This is a genomic window from Psychromicrobium silvestre (genome assembly GCF_013408295.1).
Taxonomy (GTDB): Bacteria; Actinomycetota; Actinomycetes; order Actinomycetales; family Micrococcaceae; genus Renibacterium; species Renibacterium silvestre.
Genome location: NZ_JACBYQ010000001.1, coordinates 385,874 through 399,720 on the forward strand (window position 1 = coordinate 385,874; position 13,847 = coordinate 399,720).

Here is a 13,847-nt window from a genome sequence, read left to right on the forward strand (position 1 = left end):
AGCATATATTTTTGGAGGCAGGATGGCGGTCGAGGATCAGACCCTCGTCGAGCTGGTCAGTGAAGTGTTCAGGCTCTTCCGGGCGCTCAAAAGCGCCTCGCACGAGCCGTCCATTGATGGACTTGGGATCGCGCACATTGGGATTATCGGCTTACTTTCTCAATCGGGGGAATGCCGGGCTACTGGCTTGGCTGAAGTTATGGGGATCGGTCCTAGTGCATTGAGCCGACAGCTCGCCGAACTGGATGAGCGTGGCTATGTGATTCGGCGGCCCGATCCCGAAGATGGCCGGGCTACTCTGATCGAGGTTTCAGAGAAGGGCACCGAGCTGCTCGGTAAGGTGATGGCGCGGCGTTCAGAGCGGTTGCGTGCCCAGCTGAGCGACTGGGAAGAAGCCGATGCACGTGAGGCGCTTATCGCGGTCTCTCGGCTGACGGATGCACTGCATGCTTCCTCAAAAGGCTAATTGCGCTATCTGTGGGAGACCGTCGCATCTCTAGAGGAAGTTCATCATGAAGACCACGATGGAAACACTTGAGCAATGGCGACCGAAGGCCGATTCTACAGTTCCGCCCTTCGAACAACTGCGGCTAAGAATCATCGAACTGATCGATCTCGGCGGGCTCGCCGTAGGGGCTAAGCTACCCACTGTTCGTGCGCTCGCAGCCAGCAGTGGGCTCGCCGCCAATACGGTTGCCCGGGCTATCCGTGAACTCGAAATTGCGGGCGTGCTCAGTACCCAGGGCCGCAAGGGTACCGTGGTGGCTGCCGCCGGAGACAAGGGGAAGGCTCGGGTGGCCGAAGCTGCGGAGGCCTTTGCCGCCGTCGCTCATCAACAGGGAATGAGCTTAGGGGAGGCTTTGAAGATCGTCTCCGCCGCGCTGAACCAATAACTTTTTTCATTCGAAGACATTTTCGATTAGGATGTGCGTGTGCCCAAAGCAGCTGAATCCGACCTGATGAACTCCTTGTCCGAGGACCTAGCCCCGGTGAAGAAACCGGATATGTCCCGCCTGCTGGTCAAGGGAGCCCGGGAACACAATCTGCAGAATGTGGATCTCGATCTGCCCCGCGACTCGATGATCGTCTTCACCGGCCTTTCCGGCTCCGGTAAATCATCGCTCGCCTTCGACACCATCTTCGCCGAAGGGCAGCGGCGCTACGTCGAGTCGCTCTCGGCCTATGCCCGGCAATTCTTGGGCCAGGTGGATAAGCCCGATGTGGACTTTATCGAGGGGCTGTCTCCAGCCGTCTCCATTGACCAGAAGTCAACCTCCAAGAATCCGCGATCCACGGTGGGTACTATCACCGAAATCTATGACTATATGCGCCTGCTCTGGGCCAGGGTGGGTCGGCCGCATTGCCCGGTCTGTGGCGAGCTGGTCACTCGGCAGACCCCGCAGCAAATTGTGGATCAACTACTCGAAATGCCAGAAGGCACCCGCTTCCAGGTGTTGGCTCCGGTGGTGCGCGGCCGCAAGGGCGAGTTCGTTGACCTCTTCAAGGAGCTAACCGCCAAGGGCTATTCGCGGGCCAAGGTGGATGGCGAACAGATCCAACTCTCGGAGCCACCGAAGCTGGGCAAGCAATACAAACACACCATTGAGGTGGTGGTGGATCGGCTCGTGGTGCGCTCGGGAATCCAGCAGCGCCTCACCGACTCGGTGGAAACGGCCTTGCTGTTGGCCGAGGGTCGGGTGCTGATCGAGTTGGTCGATCTGGAGGACGGCGACCCAGCCCGGGTGCGTGCCTTCTCCGAAAACTTGGCGTGCCCCAATGAACACCCGCTGGCCATCGATGAAATCGAGCCGCGATCCTTCTCCTTCAATAATCCCTTCGGTGCCTGCCCGGCCTGCAGCGGTATCGGCACCAAGCTGGAGGTGGATGAAGAACTGGTAGTTCCCAATCCGGAACTCCCCCTTTCCGAGGGGGCCATTGCGCCCTGGTCCTTGGGCACCGCAACAACCGAATACTGGAACCGTTTGCTGGAGGGTCTAGGCAAGGACCTGGGCTTCAAGATGAGCACTCCTTGGCAGGGGCTCTCAGACTTGGCAAAGCAGTCAATTCTGTATGGCAAAGACCATAAAGTGACGGTGCAGTATCGCAACCGCTTCGGCCGGGAACGCAAGTACAGCACCGGCTTTGAGGGGGTGGTGCAGTACATCCACCGCAAACATGTGGAAACCGAGTCCGACTATGCGCGGGACCGTTACGAAGAGTACATGCGGCAGATTCCCTGCCCGGAGTGCGGCGGAGCCAGGTTGAATCCGGCCTCGCTATCCGTGCTAATCAACGGCAAGTCTATTGCCGCAGTTGCCGCCATGCCGATGCGAGACTGCTACGAATACCTGTCTACCTTGGAGCTGAGCAATCGGGAGGCTCAGATTGCCGCTCAGGTGCTCAAGGAGATCCAGGCGCGGCTGAAGTTCCTGCTCGATGTGGGCTTGGAGTACCTGAACCTCGAACGGGCTTCCGCCACGCTCTCCGGCGGGGAAGCCCAGCGAATTCGTTTGGCTACCCAGATCGGTTCCGGCTTGGTCGGGGTGCTCTATGTGCTCGACGAGCCATCGATCGGCCTTCATCAGCGAGATAATCGACGCTTGATTCAAACCCTCACCAGGCTGCGCGATCTGGGTAACACACTGATCGTGGTGGAGCATGACGAGGACACTATCCACGAGGCCGACTGGATCGTGGACATTGGACCCGGAGCAGGGGAGCACGGCGGAAAAGTCGTACACTCCGGATCCTTGGCGGGCTTGCTGGAGAACACCGAATCGTTGACCGGGGATTATCTCTCCGGGCGGAAGAAGATCGAGATTCCGGCGAAGCGCCGGAAATACGATAAGAAGCGTGAACTCAAGGTAGTCAAGGCGCGGGAAAACAATCTACAGAACGTGGACGCGACTTTCCCATTGGGGCTATTCACCGCCGTGACCGGTGTTTCCGGCTCGGGCAAATCTACCCTGGTCAACGAGATCCTCTACAAGGTGCTGGCCAATAAGCTCAATGGAGCCAAGCAAGTAGCCGGCCGACACCTGAAGGTGGAAGGCTTAGAGCACCTGGACAAGGTGGTGCATGTCGATCAGAGTCCGATCGGGCGTACACCGCGCTCCAACCCGGCAACCTATACCGGCGTTTTCGATAACATCCGTAAGCTTTTCGCGGAGACCACCGAGGCTAAGGTCCGTGGCTATCAGCCCGGCAGATTCTCCTTCAATGTCAAGGGTGGGCGCTGCGAGGCCTGTTCCGGTGACGGCACCATCAAGATCGAAATGAACTTCCTGCCGGACGTCTATGTGCCCTGCGAGGTGTGCCACGGCGCGCGGTATAACCGGGAAACTCTGGAAGTGCACTACAAGGGTAAGACGATTGCCGATGTGCTGAATATGCCGATTGAAGAGGGGGCTGAGTTCTTCGCGGCCTTCACTCCGATTGCTCGCCACCTGAAGACTCTGGTCGATGTTGGACTCGGCTATGTTCGACTAGGCCAGCCAGCCACCACGCTTTCCGGTGGTGAAGCGCAGCGCGTCAAACTGGCTTCGGAGCTGCAGAAGCGCTCCAATGGCCGAAGCGTCTATGTGTTGGATGAGCCGACCACGGGCCTGCACTTCGAGGACATCCGGAAACTCCTGCTGGTCTTACAAGGGCTGGTGGAGAAGGGCAATACCGTGATCACCATCGAGCACAACCTTGATGTGATTAAGAGCGCCGACTGGATTGTTGATCTGGGCCCGGATGGTGGGTCCGGGGGAGGGCAGATCATCGCCACCGGAACTCCAGAACAGGTAGCTAAATCGGAGCAAAGTTACACCGGCAGCTTCCTGCGCGAGATCCTCTAAGTCATTTAGTGCGAACATATTCCTGTCCTGGAATGCTTCTGCGCTCATGTTCTGCGTCCGCGGTGACTCGTGAGAAACTAAGTCGGTGATGATGAATTTGCCGGTCGATTCCACAGATACTAAGCCAGCTGTGCTGTTCGATCTGGACGGCACTCTGATTGACCCAGCGGGCGGCATTACCCAGGGCATTGCATATGCTCTGCGGAGCATGGGTCTTGCCGTTCCGGAGGAAGCCGTGCTCAGCAACATGGTGGGGCCGAAGCTTTCCGAGTCGCTCCTCGCATTGCCAGGCTTTCCACCCGAACAACTGGCTGCGGTGGTGGCCAAATACAGGGGCTGGTATTCCGAGCGCGGGATCGCGATGGGCAAGCCCTATCCGGGTATCCCCGAGTTATTGAAGAAGCTACAAGAGCAAGGCTTCCTGATCGCCCTGGCAACTCAGAAACCTCTTTCCTTGGCGCACGTGCTGTTGCAAACGCACGGCCTGGCACATTATTTTCAAACCGTCTCCGGTGCTGAAGAGAATGAAGCCCTGAGCGACGACGACGGGATGCCGCCTAAGCAGCGCATCATCGCGCTGGCTTTGGCCGGGCTTTCCCAGCCGCAGCGGGCAGTGATGGTGGGCGATCGGGCGCATGATGTGCTCGGTGCCCGAGCCAATGACCTGGACTGCTTCGGGGTTTCCTGGGGATTCTCGGCTGCTGGCGAGCTCGATACTGTGGGCGCACTCCGAGTGGTCAGCAGTGCAGAGGAATTAGCTACCGGCTTGCACGAATACTTCGCGGCGGAGGTGGTCCATGGCGCTCTATGATGCGGCTCGCGGAACCACACGCGGTCTGATTGCGCTCTCCTGTCGGCCGACTATTACGGGTCTGGAGAATGTCCCCACCGAGGGGCCTTTCATCGTTGCCCCCAATCATCTATCCTTCCTCGATAGCGTGCTGGTGCAAACCCTGATGCCCCGCAAGGTTGCTTTCTTTGCCAAGGCCGAATACTTCACCACCAAGGGCTTTAAAGGCCGGATGATGAAGTCGTTCTTCGAGTCAGTGGGTTCCATTCCAGTGGAACGAGGGGAACAGGCGGCTAGCGTCGCAGCACTGAAGTCGTTACTCGACATCTTGGCCGCGGGCGACGGCGTCGGAATCTATCCGGAGGGCACCCGATCCCGCGACGGCAAGCTGTACCGTGGCCGTACCGGGGTGGGTTGGCTAGCGCTGACCACGGGCGCCCCGGTGATTCCGGTGGGACTTAAGGGCACCGAGAAACTGCAAGCTGCGGGTAGCAATATGATCCGCCCGCAGCATTTCTCCATGGTGATTGGTAAGCCGCTCAGCTTTCAGAAGACCGGCCCTGAGCACTCACTTCCGGCGCGCCGAGCTGCCACCGATTCGATTATGGATGCAATCGCTGAACTCAGCGGACAGCAGCGGGCGGAAGGCTATAACCAGAGCAAGAGCATCTGATTCGATCCCGGACCTGAGCTTGCCTGGGCGGGGCGCGTGCCGCCGTTGACTGTCGGTGCGCCGCACTAGGATGGTTCTGTGGCAGATCCCGTAAGCTACCGGCCTAAGACTGGTGAAATTCCGACCGATCCCGGCGTGTATCGGTTCCGCGACGAGCACGGTCGGGTGATTTATGTCGGTAAAGCCAAAAATCTACGCTCCCGGCTGACTTCATATTTCGCCAATCCGGCCACCTTGCTCCCTAAGACCTATGCGATGGTTCATACCGCTGCCAGCGTTCAGTGGACCATCGTGGGCAGCGAATTGGAAGCTCTGCAGCTTGAATACACCTGGATCAAGGAATTTGCGCCGCGCTACAACCTGGCTTTCCGCGACGATAAGAGCTACCCCTACCTGGCCGTCACAATGGCCGAGGAGTTCCCGCGGGTTCAGGTGATGCGTGGTGAACGACGGAAAGGGACCCGTTACTTCGGCCCTTACACAGCGGGGGCGATCAGGGAGACCGTAGACACCCTTTTGCGAGTCTTCCCGGTGCGCACCTGCAGCCCGAGCGTGCTCAAACGCGCCCAGCAAACCGGACGGCCCTGTCTGCTGGGTTATATCGATAAATGTTCGGCACCCTGTGTGGGCAAAATCAGCCCGGAAGGGCACCGTGAGTTAGCGGAAGAGTTTTGCTCCTTTATGGGTGGCGAGGCCAAGCGCTTCATCTCCTCGCTGGAAAAGCAGATGGCAGAGGCAGTTGCCGTGCTGGACTATGAGCAGGCCGCCCGCTTGCGCGACGATGTCATTGCCTTGCGCAAGGTCTTCGAGCGGAATGCCGTGGTCTTGCCGGAAGACACCAACGCGGATATCTTCGCGGTCCATCAGGACGAATTGGAGGCAGCCGTCCAGGTCTTCTATGTCCGGGCCGGCCGGATCCGCGGTCAGCGTGGCTGGGTGGTGGAAAAGGTTGAGGATAGCGAGCCGGACGAACTGATCGAGCATCTGCTCTTGCAGGTCTATGGCGAGGAAAGTGGACAGAACGATGTGGGGGACAAGATCCCACGTCAGATTCTGGTCCCCGAGCTGCCCGCCAACACCGAGCAACTCACCGAATGGCTCAGTGGCCTTCGGGGCTCCAAGGTAGAGATCAAGGTTCCTCAGCGCGGGGATAAGGCCGCCCTCTTGGAGACCGTGGCCTCTAATGCGGAGCAGGCTATGAAGCTACACAAGTCCAAGCGGGCCGGCGATCTGAACCAGCGTTCACTCGCTTTGAAGGAACTGCAGGATGCGCTGGATTTGCCGCTGCCGCTACTGCGGATTGAATGTTATGACATTTCTCATGTGCAGGGCACCAACGTGGTGGCTTCTATGGTGGTGGTGGAGGATGGACTGGCAAAGAAGAGCGAGTACCGCCGGTTCTCGATTACCGGCGCCGCTGCACAGGACGATACCGCCTCGATGTATGACGTGATCAGCCGCCGGTTCCGGCATTATCTGCAAGAGCAACAGGAGCGTGCCGAGGCGATGGCCAGTAGCGAGGTGAGTTACGAAATCACCGAACAGGGCATCGAGGCCGGAACCAAGAGTAAATTCGCTTACCCGCCCAATCTAGTGGTGGTCGACGGCGGCCCGCCCCAGGTTGCCGCGGCTAGCCGGGCGCTGGTTGATCTAGGCATCAGCGATGTAGCCGTGGTTGGACTGGCTAAGAGGTTGGAGGAGGTGTGGCTACCGGAGGACGAATTCCCGGTGATCCTGCCCCGTACCTCGCAGGGGCTCTATCTCCTCCAGCGAATCCGAGACGAAGCTCACCGCTTCGCGATTACCTTCCACCGACAGAAGCGTGGCAAATCGATGACGGCTTCGCTGCTGGACGAAATTCCCGGCCTAGGGGAGTCAAAAAGTAAGGCTCTGCTCAAGCATTTCGGCTCGGTCAAGAAGCTGCGTGCCGCCTCTATTCAGGAGATTACCGAGGCCAAGGGGGTTGGTCCGGTGCTGGCTCAAGCCATCCACGAGTCCTTACACAGCGAAGAGCCAGCGCCTGCGGTGAACATGACTACCGGCGAAATCTTGGAAACTTAGCTAGGCTAAAAGCTAGCCGGGTTTCAAAACGCGGTTAATTGGCGTTGAGCAATGAGGATGAGGAATAGGTGGCAATGACAGATCTCACCCCGGTGAAACCACAAGAGTCTGAGTTGCTCGTGGTGACCGGCATGTCCGGCGCTGGCCGCAGTACGGCCGCCAATGCTTTAGAGGACCACGGCTGGTACGTGGTAGAAAACCTGCCGCCGCAAATGCTGAGTACACTCGCTGAGCTGGTGGCTCGCACGCCGCAGGCGCTGCCCAAGCTTGCCGTGGTGGTCGATGTGCGCGGCAAGGCGTTCTTCGCCGATATTCGGGATTCGCTCAATATGTTGGCCGCCAGCGGGATTAGCTACCGGGTGCTCTTCCTCGACGCGGATGACGACACCCTGGTGCGCCGCTTTGAGCAGGGTCGCAGGCCGCACCCCTTGCAGGGGGACGGCAGAATGCTCGACGGGATTGCTGCGGAACGTGAGCTGCTGGCTCAGCTCCGTGATGCCGCGGATGTGGTGATTGATACCTCGAAGCGGAATGTGCACGAATTGGCTAGTCAGGTCACCGAGTTGTTCTCGGATTCCGGGCCGGTCGTACTGAGGCTCACCGTGATGAGTTTTGGCTTCAAATACGGGCTGCCGGTGGACGCCAATTATGTGGCTGATGTCCGGTTCATCCCGAACCCGCACTGGGTGCCCCAGCTCCGTCCGCATACCGGGCTGGACAAGGATGTCAGCGATTTCGTGCTGGTTGATAACAATGCTAACGAATTCGTGGGTCGTTATGTCCGAGCCCTCGAACCGGTGTTGGAAGGCTACCGGCGCGAGAATAAGCACTACGCCACGATTGCCGTGGGCTGCACGGGTGGGAAACATCGCTCGGTGGCTGTCGCCGTCGAACTCGCCAAACGCCTAGCGCAACTTCCACGGGTTGCGGTCAGCACCCGGCACCGTGACCTGGGGCGCGAGTAGTGGGTTTGTTGACCGGGCCGCTGCCACTTATCCCGCCGAAAAACCGGAGCAGTGAAAGCCGGGACAGCCAAGGTAGCGGAAATGACACCTCGGTGGTCGCTCTGGGCGGCGGGCACGGACTTTCCGCCTCGCTCTCCGCCTTGCGCCTGCTCACCAGTGAGCTAACCGCCATTGTGACGGTAGCGGACGACGGCGGTTCCTCCGGCCGCTTACGAGATGAGTTGGGTGTCTTACCGCCGGGCGATCTTCGGATGGCGCTTTCCGCACTCTGTGACGATACCGACTGGGGCCGCACCTGGCGTGACGTGATGCAGCACAGATTTAGCGCAAAGCCCGGAAGGGAGAGCTCCCTCGATCAGCATGCGATGGGTAATTTGCTCATTGTCACCCTCTGGGAACTGCTGGGGGATACCGTGGATGGGCTGAAATGGGCCGGTGCGCTGCTCGGCGCACGTGGTCAGGTGTTGCCGATGGCGAGCGTGCCGCTGACCATTCAGGGGCGCAGCCGCAGCCTCGGCCCGGATGGTCAGGAAATTATTAATACGGTGACAGGTCAGGCGGCCCTGGCTAGCATTGGCGTGGTCGATGATGTCCGCTTACTTCCGGAGAATGCTCCGGCGTGTGTCGAGGCGCTGGAAGCGATCGAGCTTGCCGATTGGGTGATTGTGGGTCCAGGCTCCTGGTATACCTCGGTATTGCCGCATCTGCTGTTGCCGGAATTGCGGCAGGCACTGTGCACCACCCCAGCCAAGCGATGCCTGACCATGAATCTGGACGTCAATGACAAAGAGGTGGCCGGAATGAGCGCCGCCGACCACCTTCGGGTCATCGCTAAGTACGCTCCGGATTTTGGGGTGGATGTAGTGTTAGCTGATCCCACCAGTGTGGGGGATCGAGCTGAATTCGAGTTGGCGGCCTCCGCTCTCGGAGCCGAGGTAGTGCTCAGCCGAGTCAGAGTGAACAATCGGCAACCGGTACATGATCCGTTACGATTGGCGGCGGCGTTTCACGACATTATCGTCGGGGGATAGCGGGTACTGAGATTTACGGATATACAAGACGGGAATACAGATGGCATTGACAGCGGCAGTGAAAGAGGAGCTGTCCCGACTCGAAATTCGCAAAGCCCCGGTGCGGAAGGCCGAGGTCTCCGCGATGCTGCGTTTTGCGGGTGGATTGCACATCATCTCCGGGCGGATCGTGATCGAGGCCGAAGTGGACCTGGCGGCGACGGCCCGCCGGCTGCGGGTGGCGATTGCCGAGCTCTATGGACATCAGAGCGAGATCATTGTGGTTTCCGGCGGTGGGCTGCGGCGCGGCAATCGCTATGTGGTTCGGGTGGTTCGGGAAAGCGAGGCGTTGGCTCGGCAGACCGGTTTGCTGGATAGCCGTGGTAGGCCCGTGCGTGGGCTGCCATCAGTGGTTGTCAATGGTTCAACCGCCGATGTTGAAGCGGTCTGGCGCGGGGCTTTTCTGGCGCACGGTTCACTCACCGAGCCCGGTCGCTCCTCATCCTTGGAAGTCACCTGCCCTGGACCGGAGGCAGCACTTGCTCTGGTCGGTGCGGCACGACGGCTTGGTATTGCGGCCAAGGCGCGAGAAGTGCGTGGAATTGATCGGGTAGTGATCCGAGACGGCGATACCATCGCGGCGCTGCTGACCCGGATGGGCGCGCATCAGACCCTTTTGGTCTGGGAGGAATCCCGGATGCGTAAGGAAGTGCGGGCGACGGCGAATCGCTTGGCGAATTTTGACGATGCAAACCTGCGTCGTTCGGCCCAAGCTGCGGTGGCCGCCGGGGCACGAGTGGATCGGGCCTTGGAAATCCTGGGCGAGGACGTTCCGGAGCACCTGAAATACGCCGGAGAGCTGCGAGTAGCGCATAAGCAGGCATCGCTTGATGAGCTGGGGCGGTTGGCCGATCCACCGATGACCAAGGATGCGATTGCAGGCCGAATTCGTCGGCTCTTGGCGATGGCCGATAAGCGGGCCGCTGATCTGGGAATCCCAAGCACCGAGGCAAATGTGACACTCGAGATGCTTGAGGAATAGCCTGGGAGAGAAGATAACGTCGGTTAGTTCTGCAATCCAGAAATAGATCACAAAAATGTGACGTTATTATGGGCAGTGGCAGTTGCTAGGCTACTGAAAACATCTCATTCAATGGAGGAACCGTGAGCGCAACACAGTACACACTTCCCGATCTACCCTACGATTATGCGGCTCTGGAGCCCCATATCTCCGGACGGATCATGGAACTGCACCATGACAAGCACCACGCGGCCTATGTCGCCGGAGCCAATAATGCTTTGGCGCAATTGGCTGAGGCACGGGGAAAGGGCGATTTCGCCAATGTGAACCGATTGTCAAAGGATCTGGCCTTCCATACCGGCGGTCACACCAACCACTCGGTGTTCTGGAACAACCTTTCTCCGGACGGCGGCGACAAGCCCGAGGGTGAATTGGCTGCTGCCATTGACGACGCTTTCGGCTCCTTTGATGCCTTCCGGGCACATTTCAATGCTGCTGCGCTGGGCCTGCAGGGTTCCGGTTGGGCTTTCCTGGCTTATGAGCCGGTCGGCGGCAACCTGGTGATCGAGCAGCTCTATGATCAGCAGGGCAATGTTGCCGTGGGTACCACGCCCTTGCTGATGCTGGACATGTGGGAGCATGCCTTCTACCTGGATTACGTCAACGTCAAGGCTGACTACGTCAAGGCGTTCTGGAACATCGTGAACTGGGCTGATGTGGCTAAGCGTTTTGACGGCGCTCGGACCAATGCCAGCGGATTGATCCTGCTCTAAGCTTCTACAGGACTCCTTGGGCGATAACCCCGGGGTGTTAGTCGCGTCACATAACTGTTTGAACTGCACAGGTTTGCCCTCGCAATTGCGGGGGCAAACCCAGTTAAACGTAAGATGTATCACGGAGGACTTTTCGCCGCCGTTACTTGGCGGAAACCTCCGGCTGGTAAGTAATCTCTGCCCAAAGTCGTGCGAGAACCGTTATCTCAAGGGCCCGCAACGGACCATTGAACTAGGCGTGCTGATAACAGCACCAAGGAGATTGAACCGTGACCACAAAGATTGGCATTAACGGCTTCGGCCGGATTGGACGCAACTACTTCCGCGCAGCTCTTGAACAAGGGGCGGACCTGGAGATTGTCGCAGTCAACGACCTCACTAGCCCGGAGACCCTGGCTCAACTACTCAAATATGATTCCGTGACTGGCCGAATCAAGGCCACCGTCGAGGTGGTAGACGGTCACCTCGTGGTAGATGGCAAGACCATTCAGGTGCTCGCCGAGCGCGACCCCGCCAAGCTGCCCTGGGCTGAGCTCGGCGTCGATATCGTAATCGAATCCACTGGTTTCTTCACTAAGGCTGCCGATGCGCGCAAGCACATTGAAGCTGGAGCTAAGAAGGTGCTGATCTCCGCCCCGGCTTCGGATGAGGATGTCACCATCGTGCTTGGCGTCAACGATTCCGATTACGATCCGGCCAACCACCACATCATCTCGAATGCTTCCTGCACCACCAACTGCCTGGGACCGTTGGCCAAGGTGCTCAACGACAACTTCGGCATCGAGCGTGGCCTGATGACCACGGTGCACGCCTACACCGCGGATCAGAATCTGCAGGACGGCCCGCATAAGGACCCGCGCCGTGCGCGTGCCGCCGCGATCAACGTCGTGCCCACTTCCACCGGTGCGGCTAAGGCCATTGGTCTGGTGTTGCCGGAGCTCAAGGGCAAGCTGGATGGTTACGCGCTGCGCGTGCCGGTGCCGACCGGTTCGGTGACCGACCTGACCGCCACAATTTCCCGTGAGGTCACCGTCGAGGAAATTAACGCCGCCTACCAGGCTGCCGCCACCGAAGGCCCGCTCAAGGGATACCTGAGCTACACGGAGGATCCGATCGTCTCCTCCGATATCGTGACCGATCCCTCCTCCGCGATCTTCGATTCCGGGCTGACCAAGGTTATTGGCAATCAGGTCAAGGTGGTTGCCTGGTACGACAACGAGTGGGGCTACTCGAACCGTTTGGTCGATCTGACCGAACTCGTCGCGTCTAAGCTCTAAGCTCATCGAGTGTGGAGATCTGCATCTTAAAACACCTTCATAACGTGCAGATCTCCACACTCGACGGACTAGGCTGGGAGCATGACTTTACACACCCTTGACGAACTGCTCGCCGAAGGTGTCCAGGGGCGGTACATTTTGGTCCGAAGTGACCTGAATGTGCCGCTTTCTGGCGCTGAGGACGGAAATCAGACGGTCACCGATGATGGCAGGGTTCGCGCCTCGCTTCCAGTTATTGAGAAGCTGGCCGCTGCCGGCGCGCGGGTCTTGGTACTGGCCCACCTGGGACGTCCTAAGGGCGCTCCGGAGGCGAAATACTCTCTCAAGCCCGCTGTTGATCGACTCGCCGAATTGGCTCAGGTACCCGTCTCTCTGGCTGGGGATACTTCGGGTCCTTTGGCACAGGCTGCCGCTGCTGCGCTTGGCGATGGCCAGGTTCTGGTGCTGGAGAATGTCCGCTTCGATCCGCGGGAGACCTCCAAGGTCGACGGCGAACGGCAGGCTTTCGCTGCCGAACTCGCCGCCCTGGGCGGCAGCAACGCCGCTTATCTGGACGATGCCTTCGGCGCGGTGCACCGTAAGCACGCGAGTGTCTTCGACCTGGCATTGTTGCTGCCGTCCTTCCAAGGCGATCTTGTGCGTACCGAACTGGACGTGCTGCGCAAGCTCACCGAATCACCGGAGCGGCCCTACGTTGTGGTACTGGGTGGCTCAAAGGTTTCGGACAAACTCGCGGTGATCGAGAATCTGATCGGAAGGGCTGACACCATCTTGGTTGGTGGTGGCATGCTCTTTACCTTCCTGGCCGCGCAGGGACATTCGGTGGGCGCGAGCCTTTTGGAGAGCGATCAGATTGACGTGGTCAAGGACTACCTAGCCCGTGCGGAAGCCGCCGGTACTAGCTTCGTGCTGCCGAGCGATGTCGTGGTTGCCGAGAAGTTCGCTGCCGATGCGGCACACGAGCTTGTCGCGGCGGAAGCGATCGAATCTAGTAGCTTCGGTGCCACGGGCATCGGCCTCGACATCGGCCCGCAGACCGGTCAAAACTTTGCTGAGCATATCCAGGCCGCCAAGACGGTGTTCTGGAACGGGCCGATGGGCGTCTTCGAGTTCCCCGCCTTCGCTGCGGGCACCAAGGCTGTGGCACAGGCTCTTGCCGACAGTGAGGCCTTTAGCGTGGTGGGTGGCGGAGATTCGGCTGCCGCCGTGCGCACTTTAGGTTTCGCAGAGGATTCCTTTGGACATATTTCTACCGGTGGCGGAGCGAGCCTGGAATTCTTAGAGGGTAAAGAACTTCCGGGGCTGACCGCCCTGGAACGTGACTGAGTAGTTTCCTCAGAAAGATTTGTAACAGCCGGCGCTGGGGTTTCGTTTTGGAGCCCGCCGTCGGCTGTTGCGTTTTAAGTCGCTGTATTTCCTGAGGTTGCCTCGGTAT

12 protein-coding genes are annotated in these 13,847 nt (G+C 59.3%); all 12 read left to right on the forward strand.

Annotation, left to right across the window (positions count from 1 at the left end; genetic code table 11):
• Nucleotides 1-22 precede the first annotated feature (22 nt).
• The 12 genes from FHU41_RS01855 (at nucleotide 23) to FHU41_RS01910 (ending at nucleotide 13,738) form a co-directional block, all read left to right on the forward strand.
• Nucleotides 23-466 (forward strand): MarR family winged helix-turn-helix transcriptional regulator, encoded by a 444-nt coding sequence (locus FHU41_RS01855; RefSeq protein ID WP_179387957.1) that lies wholly within the window; start codon nucleotides 23-25, stop codon nucleotides 464-466.
• Nucleotides 467-512: 46 nt separating this feature from the next.
• On the forward strand, nucleotides 513-893 hold the full coding sequence (locus tag FHU41_RS01860; RefSeq protein WP_246279407.1) for a GntR family transcriptional regulator: 381 nt from the start codon (nucleotides 513-515) through the stop codon (nucleotides 891-893).
• 66 nt (nucleotides 894-959) lie between these two features.
• Nucleotides 960-3,842 (forward strand): excinuclease ABC subunit UvrA, encoded by a 2,883-nt coding sequence (gene uvrA / locus FHU41_RS01865; protein WP_179389069.1) that lies wholly within the window; start codon nucleotides 960-962, stop codon nucleotides 3,840-3,842.
• An 88-nt stretch (nucleotides 3,843-3,930) separates the two neighbouring features.
• Nucleotides 3,931-4,653, forward strand: coding sequence for an HAD hydrolase-like protein (locus tag FHU41_RS01870; RefSeq protein ID WP_246279479.1), 723 nt, complete (start codon nucleotides 3,931-3,933; stop codon nucleotides 4,651-4,653).
• Entirely contained in the window at nucleotides 4,640-5,305 is a 666-nt protein-coding gene (locus FHU41_RS01875; protein ID WP_179387958.1) for a lysophospholipid acyltransferase family protein, read from the forward strand. The genes FHU41_RS01870 and FHU41_RS01875 overlap by 14 nt, the downstream gene beginning before the upstream one ends.
• A 78-nt stretch (nucleotides 5,306-5,383) precedes the next feature.
• Nucleotides 5,384-7,366 carry an excinuclease ABC subunit UvrC gene (gene uvrC, locus FHU41_RS01880; RefSeq protein ID WP_179387959.1) on the forward strand — a complete coding sequence of 661 codons (1,983 nt, stop codon included), beginning with the start codon at nucleotides 5,384-5,386 and terminating at the stop codon, nucleotides 7,364-7,366.
• 74 nt (nucleotides 7,367-7,440) lie between these two features.
• The gene (gene rapZ / locus FHU41_RS01885; RefSeq protein WP_179389071.1) at nucleotides 7,441-8,331 is read left to right on the forward strand and encodes an RNase adapter RapZ; all 891 of its coding nucleotides are present in this window, start codon (nucleotides 7,441-7,443) and stop codon (nucleotides 8,329-8,331) included.
• Entirely contained in the window at nucleotides 8,331-9,362 is a 1,032-nt protein-coding gene (locus tag FHU41_RS01890) for a uridine diphosphate-N-acetylglucosamine-binding protein YvcK (protein WP_179387960.1), read from the forward strand. The genes rapZ and FHU41_RS01890 overlap by 1 nt, the downstream gene beginning before the upstream one ends.
• Nucleotides 9,363-9,402: 40 nt before the next feature.
• Nucleotides 9,403-10,383 carry a DNA-binding protein WhiA gene (gene whiA, locus FHU41_RS01895; protein WP_179387961.1) on the forward strand — a complete coding sequence of 327 codons (981 nt, stop codon included), beginning with the start codon at nucleotides 9,403-9,405 and terminating at the stop codon, nucleotides 10,381-10,383.
• A gap of 122 nt (nucleotides 10,384-10,505) precedes the next feature.
• The gene (locus FHU41_RS01900) at nucleotides 10,506-11,135 is read left to right on the forward strand and encodes a Fe-Mn family superoxide dismutase (protein ID WP_179387962.1); all 630 of its coding nucleotides are present in this window, start codon (nucleotides 10,506-10,508) and stop codon (nucleotides 11,133-11,135) included.
• Nucleotides 11,136-11,404: 269 nt separating this feature from the next.
• Nucleotides 11,405-12,412, forward strand: coding sequence for a type I glyceraldehyde-3-phosphate dehydrogenase (gene gap, locus FHU41_RS01905; RefSeq protein WP_179387963.1), 1,008 nt, complete (start codon nucleotides 11,405-11,407; stop codon nucleotides 12,410-12,412).
• Nucleotides 12,413-12,493: 81 nt separating this feature from the next.
• Nucleotides 12,494-13,738: a phosphoglycerate kinase gene (locus FHU41_RS01910; protein WP_179387964.1), complete on the forward strand. Its 1,245-nt coding sequence runs from the start codon at nucleotides 12,494-12,496 to the stop codon at nucleotides 13,736-13,738.
• Nucleotides 13,739-13,847 lie beyond the last annotated feature (109 nt).